Source organism: Paeniglutamicibacter psychrophenolicus, from assembly GCF_017876575.1.
In the GTDB taxonomy this organism is placed as follows: Bacteria; Actinomycetota; Actinomycetes; order Actinomycetales; family Micrococcaceae; genus Paeniglutamicibacter; species Paeniglutamicibacter psychrophenolicus.
Genome location: NZ_JAGIOE010000001.1, coordinates 2,411,739 through 2,426,963, shown reverse-complemented (window position 1 = coordinate 2,426,963; position 15,225 = coordinate 2,411,739). Strand labels below are relative to the sequence as shown.

14 protein-coding genes are annotated in these 15,225 nt (G+C 69.3%); 3 read left to right on the top strand and 11 right to left on the bottom strand.

From position 1 onward, the window contains the following. The 5 genes from rph to clpS all read right to left on the bottom strand — a co-directional run bounded on the left by rph (position 1) and on the right by clpS (position 3,619). Positions 1-750, bottom strand: a complete 750-nt coding sequence (gene rph / locus JOF46_RS10995; protein ID WP_245348093.1) for a ribonuclease PH — start codon at positions 748-750, stop codon at positions 1-3. A 97-nt stretch (positions 751-847) separates the two neighbouring features. Further along, a complete protein-coding gene (locus tag JOF46_RS10990) occupies positions 848-1,759 on the bottom strand; it encodes an MBL fold metallo-hydrolase (protein ID WP_209907317.1) in 912 nt (303 codons plus the stop codon). Then, positions 1,756-2,685 carry a glutamate racemase gene (gene murI / locus JOF46_RS10985; RefSeq protein WP_209907316.1) on the bottom strand — a complete coding sequence of 310 codons (930 nt, stop codon included), beginning with the start codon at positions 2,683-2,685 and terminating at the stop codon, positions 1,756-1,758. The genes JOF46_RS10990 and murI overlap by 4 nt, the downstream gene beginning before the upstream one ends. 65 nt (positions 2,686-2,750) lie before the next feature. Beyond that, complete coding sequence (locus JOF46_RS10980; RefSeq protein ID WP_209907315.1) at positions 2,751-3,320, bottom strand: DUF2017 domain-containing protein; 570 nt, start codon at positions 3,318-3,320, stop codon at positions 2,751-2,753. Between the two features lie 2 nt (positions 3,321-3,322). After that, positions 3,323-3,619 carry an ATP-dependent Clp protease adapter ClpS gene (gene clpS / locus JOF46_RS10975; protein WP_209911839.1) on the bottom strand — a complete coding sequence of 99 codons (297 nt, stop codon included), beginning with the start codon at positions 3,617-3,619 and terminating at the stop codon, positions 3,323-3,325. Between the two features lie 291 nt (positions 3,620-3,910). On the opposite strand from clpS, the gene JOF46_RS10970 reads away from it, so the two are divergent. Together JOF46_RS10970 and JOF46_RS10965 are read left to right on the top strand one after the other, a co-directional pair. Further along, on the top strand, positions 3,911-5,224 hold the full coding sequence (locus JOF46_RS10970; protein WP_209907314.1) for a nicotinate phosphoribosyltransferase: 1,314 nt from the start codon (positions 3,911-3,913) through the stop codon (positions 5,222-5,224). Between the two features lie 20 nt (positions 5,225-5,244). Further along, positions 5,245-5,877, top strand: a complete 633-nt coding sequence (locus JOF46_RS10965; RefSeq protein ID WP_209907313.1) for an isochorismatase family protein — start codon at positions 5,245-5,247, stop codon at positions 5,875-5,877. A 111-nt stretch (positions 5,878-5,988) separates the two neighbouring features. Here JOF46_RS10965 and JOF46_RS10960 read toward each other — a convergent pair whose 3' ends face one another. The 5 genes from JOF46_RS10960 to JOF46_RS10940 all read right to left on the bottom strand — a co-directional run bounded on the left by JOF46_RS10960 (position 5,989) and on the right by JOF46_RS10940 (position 11,740). Beyond that, positions 5,989-7,785, bottom strand: a complete 1,797-nt coding sequence (locus JOF46_RS10960; RefSeq protein WP_209907312.1) for a DEAD/DEAH box helicase — start codon at positions 7,783-7,785, stop codon at positions 5,989-5,991. Positions 7,786-7,879: 94 nt separating this feature from the next. Continuing rightward, positions 7,880-8,176, bottom strand: coding sequence for a DUF3039 domain-containing protein (locus tag JOF46_RS10955; RefSeq protein WP_209907311.1), 297 nt, complete (start codon positions 8,174-8,176; stop codon positions 7,880-7,882). A 72-nt stretch (positions 8,177-8,248) separates the two neighbouring features. Continuing rightward, complete coding sequence (locus tag JOF46_RS10950; RefSeq protein ID WP_209907310.1) at positions 8,249-9,817, bottom strand: transporter; 1,569 nt, start codon at positions 9,815-9,817, stop codon at positions 8,249-8,251. Then, positions 9,799-10,578 carry an ABC transporter ATP-binding protein gene (locus tag JOF46_RS10945; protein WP_209907309.1) on the bottom strand — a complete coding sequence of 260 codons (780 nt, stop codon included), beginning with the start codon at positions 10,576-10,578 and terminating at the stop codon, positions 9,799-9,801. Before JOF46_RS10945 ends, JOF46_RS10950 begins: the two co-directional genes overlap by 19 nt. Positions 10,579-10,822: 244 nt before the next feature. Continuing rightward, positions 10,823-11,740, bottom strand: coding sequence for a tetratricopeptide repeat protein (locus tag JOF46_RS10940; RefSeq protein WP_209907308.1), 918 nt, complete (start codon positions 11,738-11,740; stop codon positions 10,823-10,825). Positions 11,741-12,084: 344 nt separating this feature from the next. On the opposite strand from JOF46_RS10940, the gene JOF46_RS10935 reads away from it, so the two are divergent. Next, positions 12,085-13,233, top strand: a complete 1,149-nt coding sequence (locus JOF46_RS10935; protein WP_209907307.1) for a calcium:cation antiporter — start codon at positions 12,085-12,087, stop codon at positions 13,231-13,233. A 194-nt stretch (positions 13,234-13,427) separates the two neighbouring features. On the opposite strand, the gene JOF46_RS10930 is transcribed toward JOF46_RS10935, so the two are convergent. After that, on the bottom strand, positions 13,428-15,140 hold the full coding sequence (locus JOF46_RS10930) for a DUF8094 domain-containing protein (protein WP_209907306.1): 1,713 nt from the start codon (positions 15,138-15,140) through the stop codon (positions 13,428-13,430). Between the last annotated feature and the right edge of the window lie 85 nt (positions 15,141-15,225).

Here is a 15,225-nt window from a genome sequence, read left to right as displayed (position 1 = left end):
TCAGAGCCCCAGGGTTTCGCGCTGGATCAGTGCCAGCTCCGTGGTGCCCACCAGGGCCAGGTCAAGCAGGGAGTCCAGTTCGGCGCGCTTGAACGGGACGCCCTCGGCGGTGCCCTGCACCTCGACGAAGTCGCCGGTGCCGGTGACCACGACGTTCATGTCGGTCTCGGCGCGCACGTCCTCCTCGTAGGGAAGATCCAGCATCGGGACCCCGTCGATGATGCCCACGGAGATCGCTGCCACCGAGTCGGTGAGCACCTTCGCGTTCTTCTTCACCAGGTTGTTGGCCCGGGCCCATTCGATGGCCTCGGCCAGCGCGACGTAGGCGCCGGTGATCGCCGCGGTGCGGGTGCCGCCGTCGGCCTGCAGCACGTCGCAGTCAAGCACGATGGTGTTTTCGCCCAGCGCCTTGGTGTCGATGACGGCGCGCAGCGAGCGGCCGATCAAGCGCGAGATCTCGTGGGTGCGGCCGCCGATCTTGCCCTTGACCGACTCGCGGCCGTTGCGGGTGTTGGTGGCCCGCGGCAGCATCGCGTACTCGGCGGTGACCCAGCCGGCGCCCTGGCCCTTGAGCCAGCGCGGCACGCCCTCGGTGAAGGAGGCGGTGCACAGCACCTTGGTGTTGCCGAATTCGATCAGGGCCGAGCCCTCGGCCTGCTTGGACCAGCCACGGGTAATGGTGATCTCACGGAGTTGGTCGACGCCGCGCCCGTCGGCGCGCACTGCTGGAATGGTGGATGCTGAAGTCATGGCTTCAAGTCTAGTCGGCGCGCGGCCCTCGGCGGTCGATGCGTGCCGCTGCGGCCATTGGTGTGCGGCACTTCGCCGCGCAAGCCCGCCCCCGCGGCTACCTGCGCGGGCTCTTGGCCTTGGTCCCGGGCCATTCGCGGTTCGGCGCCGAACGCACGATGGACACCGGCGCGGTGGGCAGCGACTTCGGGGTGCCCAGCTGCGAGCCGGAGAACACCCCGTAGGTGACCCCGGAGACCGCCACGGCGATGCCGCCGGAGTAGACCTCTTTGGCCTCGTTGACCACGGTGTTGATGTCGGTCCACACCGGGATGTGGGTCAGCAGCAGGCGCTCGACCCCGGCCTCTGTGGCGGCCTGCCCGGCGCGCTTGCCGGTCAGGTGCACGCCGGTGATCGCGTCGTCGCGGCCCTCCTCGAACGCGGCCTCGCACAGGAACATGTCCGCGCCGGCGGCCGCCTCGATGAGTTCGGGGCAGGAATCGGTGTCGCCCGAATAGGTCAGCACGGAAGTGCGCAGCGACCCGTCGGCGACCGGCTCGGTGGCCTCCACGCGCAGGGCGTAGGACTCCTCGATGGGGTGCAGCACCGGGTAGGGGGTGATGGAGAACGGGCCGATCTTCACCGGTTGGCGGGATTTCCAGTGCTGGAAGTCGTAGTCCGGGTGCATGCCCTCCTCCAGCGGCAGCCCGTAGGCGGTCGCCATGCGGTCGGCGGTGGCCGCCGGGCCGTGCACCAGCATCCGCTCGCGGCCCCAGCCGTTCGGATCCCAGCGGATCGCCACGTGCATGCCGCACAAATCCATGCAGTGGTCCGGGTGCAGGTGGGAGATGAAGATCCCGTCCAGGTCCTTGATGTCGGCATAGCGCTGCAGCACGCCCAGCGCGCCGGAGCCCAAATCCAGCAGGATCTTCCAGTCGCGTTCGCCGTCGAACGCGGTGACCAGGTAGCAGGAGGCGGGCGACCCCGGGCCGGGGAACGAGCCGGTGCAGCCGATGATGGTCAGCTTCATGAGGCACTCGCTTTCGAAAGGGCCACCATCTGCGGGGTAACCATCGCGATGGAGCCGGTCGGGTAGTGGGCGGCCACGTGATCGACCTGCTCGACCGCGAGAACCTCGGGCCCCAGGAAGCGTCGGGCCAGGATCTCAAAGCTTGCCGCATCGCCGGTGGCGAGGAACTGGTGCGTGGGGGCCGCCTCGGCGGTGCGGGCCAGGCCATGGCCCACCAGCGCGCGGTAGACGTCCTTCGCGGTCTCCTCGGCGCTGGAGACCAGGGTCACGTCCTCGCCCATGACGTAGGAGATCACCCCGGTCAGCAGCGGGTAGTGCGTGCAGCCCAGCACCAGCGTGTCCACGCCGGCGGCCTTGAGCGGGGCCAGGTACTCCTCGGCGGTGTCCATCAGCTCCTTGCCGGTGGTGATGCCGTTCTCGACGAACTCGACGAAGCGCGGGCATGCCACCGAGGTGATCGAGTAGTGCGGGGCCGCGGCGAAGGCGTCCTCGTAGGCGCGCGAGCCGACCGTGGCCTGGGTGCCGATGACCCCGATCTTGCCGTTGCGGGTGGCGGAGACGGCGCGGCGGACCGCGGGCTGGATGACCTCGACCACGGGGATGCCGTAGCGGGCGGTGTAGCGTTCGCGGGCGTCGCGCAGCACCGCGGCGGAGGCGGAGTTGCAGGCGATGACCAGCAGCTTGACCCCGGCGTCGACCAGTTCGTCCATCACTCCCAGCGCGTTGGCGCGGACCTCGGCAATGGGAAGGGGCCCGTAGGGGGAGTTCGCGGTGTCCCCGACGTACATCGTCGATTCACCGGGAAGCTGGTCGATGATGGCGCGTGAAACGGTCAGGCCGCCGACTCCGGAGTCGAAGATTCCCAACGGGGCGTTTGCCCGGGGCCGCTCGGATGGTCGCTTATCGCTGGAGGACACACTTGTCATGGTGTACGAAGCCTACGTGGTTTTGCGCGCGAACGGCCAGCAAGCGCGACACACTGTATCCCAGCTCACAAGGACTTGAGCATGGCCTGCATCAGGGATTCCTGCAGCCAGGTGACGAAGTTGTACACCAGCGCCAGGTATTCGTCGGGGGTTTCGGCCTTCGACCAGTCGTTCTGCGCGTGGATCCGCTCGGCGTCTTCCTCGCTCTGAAGGCCCAGCCGCTCGGCCACCACCAGGCGCACGTCGTTGACCGCGGCGGCGAAGCGCGGGGCCGTCTCTTCGCTCAGCAGGATGGACCCGGATTCCATCAACAGCGCCGCCTCGCGCAGCGCCCCGATCTTGCGTTCGCGGATTCCGCGTTCGGAGAGCCTGCGGAATTCCAGCGACGCATCGGCATCGTCCGGGTCCGCATCCGGCAGCAGGCGCTTGGTGGCGGGGTCGGTCGGGGCCGCGAAGTCCGCGCGGTGCGCGTTGGGGTCCAACCCGACCATGGCCCACAGCGGGTCCTCGTCCGCGGCGCGCTCGGGCTCAAGCAGGGTGATGACGTCCTGGAACAGGCCACGCAGCAGTCGGCGTTCGGCGGTTTCCAGGGAGGCGGAATACCCGCGCATGGTGTTCTTGAATGCTCGTGCCACGGTTAGGCTGCGTCCGCCTTCGACAAGGTGGCCCACAGGCCGAAGCCGTGCATCGCCGACACGTCGGCCTCGATCTTTTCGCGGTTGCCGGTGGCAACGACGCTGCGGCCCTCCTGGTGGACCTGCATCATCAGTTTCTCCGCCTTGGACTCGGAGTACCCGAAGTAGGAGCGGAAGACAAAACTGACGTAGCTCATCAGGTTGACCGGGTCGTTCCAGATGATCAGGATGTAGGGCTGGTCCAGTTCGTGTGCTTGTGCCTGCTCCACGTGCTCAAGCACATCGGGCATCGCAGTCATGGTTGGCATACCTCCCATTCTACGACGGTGCGGCACGTAAGCGAACCGGGCCAGCGTTCGGCGGTTCGGGCAACGGGCACCCAGCGACGGAGCGCGCCGGGCGGACCCGAAGGCGGCTGCGGGCCGATGCCGGGTCTAGAGTATCTACTAACGTTTGCACCGCCGTTGCCGGCCCATTCCGCCGCCACCTGCGGCGGGGCGGGCCGCGGCGCCCAGGCTCCCGACGCCGGTGCGAACCACCCGAACACACATACTTCACCCCCGATACCCATCGCGAGGAGCCCACCGGCCATGTGGCAGCAGCCCACCTCACTGTTTACCGACCACTACGAATTGACGATGCTGCAGGCGTCCCTGCACTCCGGGGCCGCGCACCGCCCCAGCGTTTTCGAGGCCTTTGCCCGCCGCCTGCCCGAGGGCCGGCGCTACGGCGTGGTCGCCGGCACCGGCCGGGTCCTGGAGGGCATCAAGGAGTTCCGCTTCGACGATGAGCAGCTGCGGTTCCTGTCCGACACCAAGGTCGTTGACGCCACAACGATCAAGTACCTCCAGGACTTCAAGTTCAGTGGAAACGTGTACGGCTATGCCGAGGGGGAAATCTACTTCCCCTACTCCCCCGTGATGATCGTCGAGTCGACGTTCGCCGAGGCCTGCGTGCTGGAAACCTTCATCCTCTCGGCGCTGAACCACGACTCCGCCATCGCCTCGGCGGCCTCGCGCATGATCGCCTCGGCCGGCACCCGCCCGTGCATCGAGATGGGTTCGCGGCGCACCCACGAGGAATCCGCGGTGGCCGCTGCCCGCGCCTCGGTCATCGCCGGGTTCGAGGCGACCTCGAACCTCGAGGCCGGGCACCGCTACGGGATCAAGACCGTGGGCACCGCCGCCCACTCCTTCACGTTGCTGCACGACACCGAGCGGGCCGCCTTCGAGGCCCAGGTCGCCTCCATGGGCGCCGGCACCACGCTGCTGGTTGACACCTACGACGTGGAGGCCGGGGTGCGCACCGCCGTGGAGGTCGCCGGGCCCGAGCTGGGCGCGGTGCGCCTGGACTCCGGGGACCTGGTCGAGCAGGCCCGCTGGGTCCGCACCCTGCTCGATGACCTGGGCAACGAGAACACCCGCATCATGGTCACCTCGGACCTGGACGAATACGCGATTGCCGCCCTGGGCTCCGCCCCGGTCGACGCGTACGGCGTGGGCACCTCGCTGGTCACCGGCTCCGGGCACCCCACCGCCTCGATGGTTTACAAGCTGGTCTCCCGCCACGACGACGCCGGAAACTTCGTCGACGTCGCCAAGGCCGCGAAGAACAAGGTCTCGGTGGGCGGACGCAAGTACGCGGTGCGCCGGCTCAACGAACGCGGCCGGGCCACCGAGGAACTCATCGGAGTGGGCGAGGTGCCCGCAACCGACGCCAACGACCGCGCGCTGCTGGAACAATTCGTGGCCGGGGGCCGGATCGACGAGGCATTCACCGGCGCCGCCGGCGTGCGCCGCGCGGCGAAACGCCACCGCGACTCGATCCTGGAGATGCCCGGCAGCTCGCGGCGGCTGCAGCGCGGCGAACCGGTGATCCCCACACGTTTCATCGACGAAAACTGACCACGAGGAGAAGCACCCCCATGAGCGAACCAACCAGCACACCGGAAATCGCCTCGACGCGTGCCCTGATCATCGTCGATGTGCAGAACGACTTCTGCGAGGGCGGAACGCTGGCCGTGGCCGGCGGGGCCGCCGTGGCAACGGCCATCGCCGAGCTGGTGGCCGCGCGGCACCAGAGGTACGCGGTGCTTGTCGCCACCCAGGACTGGCACATCGACCCGGGAAGCCATTTTTCCGAGGCACCCGATTTCGTCGACTCCTGGCCCGTGCACTGCGTGGCGGAAACCCCCGGTGCGGCGTTGCACCCCAACCTCGCCCCGGCCACGGCCCACCTGCATGCGGCGTTCCGCAAGGGCCGCTTCTCCGCGGCATATTCCGGTTTCGAGGGCCGGCTGGCCCTCGAGGGTGCGCCCGTGGAGGACGAGTCCGGGCCGCTGCTGGGCGATTGGCTGCGCGAACACGGCATCACCTCCCTGGACGTGGCGGGAATCGCCACCGACCACTGTGTGCGGGCCACGGCGCTCGACGCCCGCACCCAGGGTTTCGAGACCACCGTCATCGCCCCGCTCACCGCCGCGGTGCACCCGCAGAACAACGACGCGGTCTTCGAGCAGCTGCGCGCCGCGGGCGTGACCGTGCTGACCCTCGGCTGACCGCCCCCTACGCGAAAAGGCGCGGTGCCTGTCCGGATTCCCCCGGCCAGGCACCGCGCCTGCTTCGTCCCCGCGCCGGATTCCGCCGCACAACGGCGGGGAGGCGTCCGGCTACTTCTTGCCGATGAACCAGCCCTGCAGCTTGTTCAGCCGCGTCTGCAGCTGCTCGGCGTTGGCCTGGGCCACCGCGGGCCCACCGCAGACCTCGCGCAGCTTGGTGTGGATGACACCGTGCGGGGTCCCGGTGCGCGCGCTCCACGCCGAAACGTTCTTGGACAGCGTCGAGCGCATCTCCATCAGCGCCCGGTGGTCCATCACCGGGGCCTCGGCACTCTCCTCGTGCGCCTTGCGCACCTTGCGCCGCGAGACCTGCTCGGCCTGGCGCTGGCGCAGCAGCACACCCACCTGGTCGGCGTCCAGCAGCCCCGGGATGCCCAGGAAGTCCTCTTCCTCCTCGGAGCCCACGGCGCCGCCGGTGCCGAACTCGCCGCCGTCGAAGAGCACCCTGTCGAAGGAGGCGTTGGAGTTCAGCGCCTCGAACTTCTGCTTGTTCAGCTCGTCGCTGGCCTTCTCCTCGCGGTTGGCCGCGGCGACAAGCTCGTCCTCGGGGTTGTAGTCCGGGTCCTGGAAGTGCTTCTCGGGGCGGTCCAGCGCGTGGTCCCGCTCGGTCTCCATCTCGTTGGCCAGGGCCATCAGGATCGGCACCGAGGGCAGGAAGATCGAGGCGACCTCCCCGCGCTTGCGGCTTCGCACGTAGCGGCCGATGGCCTGGGCGAAGAACAGCGGGGTGGAGGTCGAGGTGGCGTAGACCCCGACGCAGAGCCGGGGCACGTCCACGCCTTCGGACACCATGCGCACCGCGACCATCCAGCGCGAGTCCCCGGCGGAGAACTCGTCGATCTTCTTCGAGGCGCCGGCGTCGTCGGAGAGGATCACCGTGACCTTCTGCCCGCAGATCTTCTCCAGCTGCTCGGCGTAGCCGCGCGCGTCCTCGTGGTCGGTGGCGATCACCAGCGCGCCGGCGTCGGGCACGGTGCGGCGGACCTGGGTCAGGCGCTTGTCGGCGGCCTGGAGCACCGAGGGGATCCAGTCGCCCGCCGGGTCCAGCGCGGTGCGCCAGGCGTGGGCGGTGATGTCCTTGGTGAAGCCCTCTCCGAGCTGGGCTTCCATCTCCTCGCCGCCGCTGGTCTTCCAGCGCATGTACCCGGAGTAGGCCATGAACAGCACCGGGCGCACCACGTGGTCGCGCAGCGCCTGGCCGTAGCCGTAGGTGTAGTCGGCCCTGGAGCGGCGGATGCCGTCGGTACCCTCGGCGTATTCGACGAAGGGAATCGCCGCGGTGTCCGAGCGGAACGGGGTGCCGGTCAGCGCCAGGCGGCGGGTCGCCGGCTCGAAGGCCTCGCGGATGCCCTCGCCCCAGGACAGGGCGTCGCCGCCGTGGTGGATCTCGTCGAGGATCACCAGGGTGCGGGCCGCCTCGACCTTCGCCCGGTGCAGCATCGGCTTGGAGGCGACCTGGGCGTAGGTCACCACGACGCCGATGTAGTCAGCGCCGTGGCGGCCGTCCGAGTTCTTGAAGTTCGGGTCAAGGGCCAGGCCCACGCGCCCCGCGGCGTCGGCCCACTGCTTCTTGAGGTGGTCGGTGGGGGCAACCACGATGATGCGGTTGATGGTCTTCGCGTCGACCAGCACCTTGGCCAGGCGCAGTGCGAAGGTGGTCTTGCCTGCGCCGGGGGTTGCCACGGCCATGAAGTCGCGCGGATTGTCGGTGAAGTACTTGTCCAGCGCCTCCGCCTGCCAGGCACGCAGCTTCGGTCCGGTGCCCCAGGCCGCCCGTTCGGGGTAGGCGGGAGGAAGCCGGTCCTCCATGGGCAGCTTGTCTGCAAGTGAGAACAAGGTATCGGTCATGCATACACCTCCACGGCGCTAAGAATCTTCCCTGCCAGGGCGCGTGCCGGCGCACCCGGGCGGGTTCGGGTCAAGACGTGTTGCGTGGAAGGAACTACTTCTTGTCCTTGTCGCCGCCGCCGGTGAGGCCCTCGTAGATTTCCTTGCACTCGGGGCACACGGGGAACTTCTGCGGGTCGCGGCCCGGAATCCAGACCTTCCCGCACAGGGCGATCACGGGGTCCCCGGAGAGCGCCGACTCCATGATCTTTTCCTTGCGCACATAGTGCGCAAAGCGTTCGTGGTCCCCGGCCTCGACTTCCTGGGCCACTTCGGTGCGCTCGATGGTGGTGGCACCGCCGCCGGAGGTGGTGCGGGGATCATTGCGGAACGGATCTAGGGGCATGCTCATGTCCTCCAGTCTAACAAGCGAATCCCCCGGGTCGGTCGATCCCGGGTGCCGGGGCAGGTCGCGTGGGGCACATCAGCGGTTGGCCGCGACCGCCTGCATCAGCTCCGGTGCCCGGGCATCGAGCCAGCGCCCGCCGATGCGGATTCCGGCCACCAGCAGCCCCGCGCCCTCGGCCACGCCCACCGCCAGGGCGAGCCAGCCGAAGAGCGCCTGGTGCGTGAGGACCTGGGCAACCAGCAACCCCAGGGCAGGCAGCAGCAGCACCGACATGATCGTGAACGTCGCCAATTGCACCACGGCCATCCGCGCACCGGCGCCCGGGGGCGTCTTGAACGGGCTCTCCCCCGGCAGCGGGACGGCATAGGTGAAGCGCGCCGAGGCCACCGAGGCCACGCCGAGCCCGGCCAGCAGCCCGCACAGCGAGATGCCCAGGATCGCCGGCATCAGGTCCGCCCGGCCCAGGAACACCGGCGGCAGGATCGCTGCCAGCAGTGTCACCGGCAGCGCGAACACGGCACAGGCCAGCACGCGCCCGGCCCGGTCGTCCACCCCGCGCACCCCGGTGAGCACGTGCAACGAGAACGCGGTGGAATCGTAGGAGACGTCGGCGGAGATCGCGAACGCCATCAGGATCCCCAGCAGCGGCCCCAGGACCAGCATCAGCTGCGGGTTCCCCGCGTTGGTCGAGGCGAACCAGATCAGCACCGGCATCAGCGGGACTACCACGATGGAGGCGGCGTAGCGGGGGTCCTTGAGCCAGTAGGTCAGGGCGCGGGCGGCCACCGCGCCGCGCGGGGTGGCGGGGAAGATGCCGAAGGCGCCCATGCCCACGGACTTGGAGCCGGTGTGCGGCGCCAGCGGGTTTTCCATGGACTTGTGCAGCCCGCGCTCCCAGGCCCAGATCACCGCGCCCAGGTACGCCAGACCCAGCACCAGGCGTGCCGCGCCCAGCCCCCAGGCCCCGGCGGCCAGGTCCCCGGGCAGCGCCGCGAAAACGCCCAGCGGGGTGAAGCCCAGCACCGCGGCCAGGCGCGGCAGCCAGTCAAGCACCGACTCGATGCCCTCGGCCGCCGAGCCGATGATCGGGCCCAGCAGGATCAGCGGGATGATCGTGATGATCCCGGCGACGTCGCGGAAGCGCCGCGAGCCGGTCAGCCGGGCCATCGAGGTGGTGGTCAGCCGCGCCAGCGCCAGGCACATCAAGGCACCTGCCACTCCCCCGGCCAGCGCCGCGAGCAGGGCCGGCGGATCGCGGCGCCAGGCCAGGAACTGGCCGCCGAGCAGCAGCAGCGTCAGCAGCCCCGGGACGCCGATGAAGCCCGAGAGCAGCAGGCCCGTCGCCAGCCTGGGCCGGGAGATCGTGAAGGTGGTGAAGCGTGCCGGGTCAAGGGTCAAATCGACGCCGAAGGAGACCAGCGGGACGATGGCCCAGCCCAGGGTGATCAGCGAAACCGCGCAGATGAGGATGGTGTTGGCCAGCGCGGGATCCGCATCGGCCAGCAACGCCGTGCCGGAGACGGCGAAGACGACCATGCCCAGCCCGTAGAGGCCGCCGATGCACACGCCCACCAGCTGCCAGGGACTGCGCCGGAAGGAGTTGCGCAGCAGCGCCAGCTTCAACCTCAGGAGGTGTGCAACCATGACAGGCCCTCGCTGTTCCCGCGCCCGCCAACCAATTGCACGAAGCGTTCCTCCAGGGAGACCCCGCCGCGGACCTGGTCCACGGTGCCGGCGGCCAGCAGGTTGCCCTCGGCGATGACCGCCACGTGGCTGCACATGCGCTGGACCAGGTCCATGACGTGCGAGGAGACGATGACGGTGCCGCCGTGGCCGACGTAGTCGGTGAGGATCTCGCGGATGTTGGCCGCGGAGACCGGGTCCACGGCCTCGAAGGGCTCGTCGAGCACCAGCACCCGCGGGGAGTGGATCAACGCGGTGGCCAGCGCGATCTTCTTGGTCATGCCCGCGGAGTAGTCCACCACCAGCTTGGCCCCGGCGTCCTCCAGATCCAGCACGCGCAGCAGGTCCACGGTGCGTTCGGCGACCGTGGCGCGGTCCATGCCGCGCAGCAGGCCGGAGTAGGTGACCAGCTGGCGCCCGGAGAGCCTGTCGAAGAGCCGCACCCCGTCGGCCAGCACGCCCATGGCGGCCTTGGCCTTCAGCGGTTCGGCCCAAACGTCGATCCCGGCCAGCCACACCTGGCCCGCGTCGGGGCGCAGCAGCCCGGTGGCCATGGACAGCGTGGTGGTCTTGCCGGCGCCGTTGGGTCCGACCAGGCCGAAGAACGACCCGGCGGGGACATCGAGGGAAATGCCGTTGACCGCGACCTTTTCGCCGAAGCGCTTGCCCAGGGATCGGATCGACAGGGCCGGGGTGCCGGGTTCCGCGGTGGAGTTGCTCATGCAATCGAAATTAGCAGTCGGCACATGGTTTTGCCGTCATCCCTGCGGACTAATCCCGCCGAACGCGCTGCCCCTTGGGATGACGCGCCGGGAATTTCGCCCGCCTGCGCCCGCGGTTCTCTCGTCCCGCGGGACGCGAAAGGGAGTGCCCTTCGCGGCCCCGGACGGGTTCGCGAAAGACACTCCCTGGTCGCCGAGCCGGGTCCGCGGGCGGCAGCGCACGGGACCGGTTCGGCAAGGGATCCTAGAACAGGACGCGTGCCAGCTTCTGGCGCGAGGCGACCACGCGCTGGTCGGCCACCCCGACCACGGAGTACAGCTCGACCAAGCGGGCCCGGGCGGCTTCCTTCTCGTCGCCCGCGTGGCGGCCGATGAAGCCCACCAGACGGGAGAAGGCGTCCTCGACGTGCCCGCCAATCAGGTCCATGTCGGCAACGTCCAGCTGCGCGGCCAGATCGTCGGGGTTCGCGGCCCCTGCGGCACGCACCGCGGCCAGGTCCTTGTCCTGGGTGCGCATCAGCAGGCGCACCTGGTTCAGGCCGATGGCCGCGTCGTTGTCGTTGGGCTTCTCGTTCAGCGCCTGCTTGTAGGCGTTCTCCGCCGCCGGCAGGTCTCCGGATTCGATGGCGTCCAGCGCCTCCTGGTGCAGCGGAGGCAGTGGGGCCGGCGCTGTTGCGCCAGCGGTGGTGCCCAGCGGCGCGATGGTCCCGGCGACCCCGTGCTGGACACCCAGGCCCAGCAATTCCTCGATCAGCGACTGGATCTGCGAGACCTCGGCGCTGCCCTGGAAGAGCGGCACCGGCTGGCCGTTGACCAGTGCGATGACGGCGGGCACCTGCGTGACCTGGAAGGCCTGGGCGATGGCCGGCTCGGCCTCCGCATCCACGGTGGCCAGCGCGAGCGTTCCGCCCTTCGCGTCGACCAGCGAGGCAAGCGTCGCATCGAGCTGGACCGAGGCCGGGGAACGCGGGCTGCCCAGCGAGACGATCACCGGCACCTGTTGCGAGAGCGCAACGATTTCCGGGAAGAGTTCCTGGTTGACGGAGCGCACCCAGGTCGGGGCCCCGGCGTCCGCCGTGCCGTGGATCGGCTCCGGTTGGGGCGTCTTGAAGGCTGCCAGATCAATGGCGCCGCGCGAGGAGGGTGCAGTGGGTTCAGGCATGCTGGTGGTCATTCCTCTACTTTAGGCCGCTTGGTGCCCGGGTGGAAAACCCGTCCGCTTCCCGCTGACAAGCACACCGGCGTGGCTCCCGCCGGGGAGCGGTGCCGCGGGAATACTCCGGGACCGCAATCCGGGGCCCCCGCGGGGAGGGCCCCGGTGGCGCCGGACACGCCGGATGCCCCCGGACAGCGCCGGTGGCATATCCTAGTGATTGGAAATCTCCCGCTGCACCGGTCCCTGCATCCAGGCACATCCCGAGGGCAGCGTGGCAGCCCAGTTGCGGACGGGACGGCCCGTTCGATCGATCGAACACGGGGACGGCCCCGTGGAATAGGGTCCATCCCGTGGTTTCCCCCACTGCACGCTCCATCCTCACACGCCCCGCCATCGTGCGCCTCGTCGTCGGCTGGGGCGCAGTCCTCGGCCTGCTGCTGGCCGGCCCCCTGCTTGAGCCGCCCACCAGCGCACCGCTGCTGGTCGGTGCGCTGGTCCTGATCATCGGCGTCATCCTGCTGTGCGCCTTCGGGGTGGTCCACGAGGCCGAACACCTGGCCCGCCGGCTGGGCGATCCCTACGGGTCCCTGGTCCTGACGCTATCGATCGTGCTGATCGAGGTGGTGCTCATTTCCGCCGTCATGCTCGGGCCCGGCGAGCACGCCACCATCGCCCGGGACTCGGTGATGGCGGTGTCGATGATCATCCTCAACGCCGTGATCGGGCTGTCCCTGCTGGCCGGGGGCATCAAGCACGGCGGGCTGGGGCACAACCGCACCGGCACCTCCGCCTACCTGGGGATGCTCATCGTCCTGTCCTCGCTGGCCTTCGCCCTGCCTGCACTGATCGGGAAGGCCGGCTCCTACACCCGGGGACAGGAAATCCCCATCATCGTGCTGACCCTGGGCCTCTACGGCTTCTTCCTCATCCGCCAGATGGGCCGGCAGGCCGACGACTTCCGGGAAGTCGATCCGCGTGTGGCCCCGCCCGCCGGCGCGGGCCCCGCAGCGCAGCGCCCGCGCATCACCGCGGTCATCGCCGAACACCGCACCGAGGTCGGGCTGCGGATGGGATTGCTTGTCGTGACGGTCCTGCCCATCGTGCTGCTCTCGCACGACATGGCCACGCTGCTCGACGACGGCCTGGGCCGGGTCGGTGCGCCCGTGGCGCTCTCGGGCATCCTCATCGCCATGATCGTCTTCCTGCCCGAGTCGATCACCTCGGTGCGCGCTGCCCTGAACGGTGAGATCCAGCGGGTCGGCAACCTCTGCCACGGGGCCCTGGTCTCAACCGTGGGCCTGACCATTCCCGCGGTCCTGGTCATCGGCATGCTCACCGGCCAGTCCGTGGCGCTGGCCGAAACGCCGGTGAACCTGATGCTGCTGGGCGTGACGTTGCTGCTGTCGGTGTCGACGTTTGCCGCCAAGCAGGTCACCGCCACGCACGGGGCCGCGCACCTGGTGCTCTTCGCCGTCTACGGCATCGCCGTGTTTTCCTGACGCGCCTGTCACAGGTTCCCGTGGTCTGGTTCCCGTGGCCGGGCCAGGCCCGTGCATCCCGGGGCATCGGACACCGGCACGCAAAAAGGCGCGGTGCCGCCGAACACGGGATCCGTTACCCGTGCCGGTGGCACCGCGCCTTGCGTGGAGGAACCTTCCCCTCCCTGCGCTCCCCCGCCGAAGGGGGATATTGGCTACTTCAGCAGTTTTGCGCCCTTGGTGATGACCTCGGCGGCAACCACCGAGACCTTGTCCTTGGAGTCGGCGGCCGGGATGTAGATGAGCATCGGCTCGCCGTAGGTGATCTCGATGCCCTTCTTGGTTTCCTTCGCGTCCACGATCTTGGCGGTGGTGTCGTCCAGGCCGATGGTGCCGCCGGTTTCCTTGGGCTTCGCGGTGGTCGTGGCGGTGAAGTTGCCCGAGACCAGCGCCCCGCCGTCCGGGGTGGCCAACACGACGGTGTCCTTGGCGTTCACCTGGCGCTTGAAGGTGATCTTGGCGTCCTTGTTGGCCTTGACCAGCGCGTTCTGGTCCTTGGCGTTGAGCGTCAGGAACGCGTTCTTGGCGAACTTGTCCGAGTCCTTGGACTTCTCGTTGTCCATGAGCCCGGCCAGCCGCTCAAGGGCCGACTTCGGGGTCATTTCCAGGTCCTTGGCATCGTCCTTGAGCAGCTTCACCGACTGGTCTCCCACGGCGATCCCGGGGAATGTGGAACCGGGCAGCATCGGGGTGGCGAAGGCGACCTTGTAGTTGTCCCGCGGCCCCGCCTGGGTCAGCGTGATGGCCGTGGGGATGGTGGAGGCGCCGGAGTCCTTCGCCGTGACAACCATCAGCGAACGCGGGAAGTGGGCGCCGTCGTCCGTCGGCACGGCGGCCGAGCGGATGACGGTGGTGTCGATGGCCGAGGGGCCGTCGAGCTTGACCTTGTCGTTGCGCAGCTTGTAGTTCTGGCCGCGCAGCGCCTTGAGCGCACCGGTGGTGCGGCCCTCGAGGTCCTTGGCGTTCTTCGACTTGTCGGCCTTGGCCACGGAGCTGGAAACCTCGGAAAGGATGCGCTCGAGCTGGGCCTGCAGCACCACCGGGAAGACCTTCTCGGTGTCCTGGGTGGGGGCCTCGGCCGGGGAGGACGACGGGCCTGCGGCCAGTGCCGGCACGGAGGGAACCAGCGCCAGGGCCAGGATCGAGGCGGTCGCAACGACCTTGGCGACGGTGTTGGGGCCGCTCTTCCCGTTGGGGGTGGTTGGCAGCGAACCGGTCTGCGGGGCACCGGAACGATCGGCGGCGCGGCGTCCTCCGCCGGTTGAGCCCCCGCGCGGCGAGGTGCGCACCGCGGCCAGCGCGATTCCGGCGACCAGCAGCAGGGCACCGATGATGATCAGCGGCATGGAGTACGGGGTGGCGGTGTCGCCGGGCCAGGTCACCGAGATGTCGGTGGGGGCGGCGGCCTTGCCGTCGGCCGCCAGCAGCAGCGTCCAGGAGCCCTCGTCGGGGTCCGTCCAGCGGTAGGTCATGGTCTTGTCGGCGTTCTCGGTCGCCTGGAACAGGTCCGCGCCGGCCGGGTTGGGGACCTGCGCCTCGCCGGTTTCCGAGGTGGATTCAAGGACGGTGTCGGCGGCGTTGATGCCGGAGATGGTGGTGTGTGCGGCCTTGCCGACCCACGCCTGCGCATCGGCGGAGCGCACCAGCGAGGCACTGAACTTGCCCTCGGCCTTGATGGTGATCTCCGTGGGGTGCCCGGCAACGGTTCCGATCCCGGATTCGAGCAAGGTCACCGGCGCTGCTGCCGGGGCTTCGGCAAGGTGGGCGGTCAGCGTCTCGGGCGGAGCCCAGACGGTACGCTGGCCGATCCCCACCACCAGGGCTGCCAGCCCAAGAATGATAGCGATCGCTGAGAAGATCTTTCGCACAATTACACCTAACGGATGGGGGGTCGAGATTCGGCCTCGGGGTGCCGCCCCGCGTCGTGGACTCGGGGTGGCACGCCATAAGTCT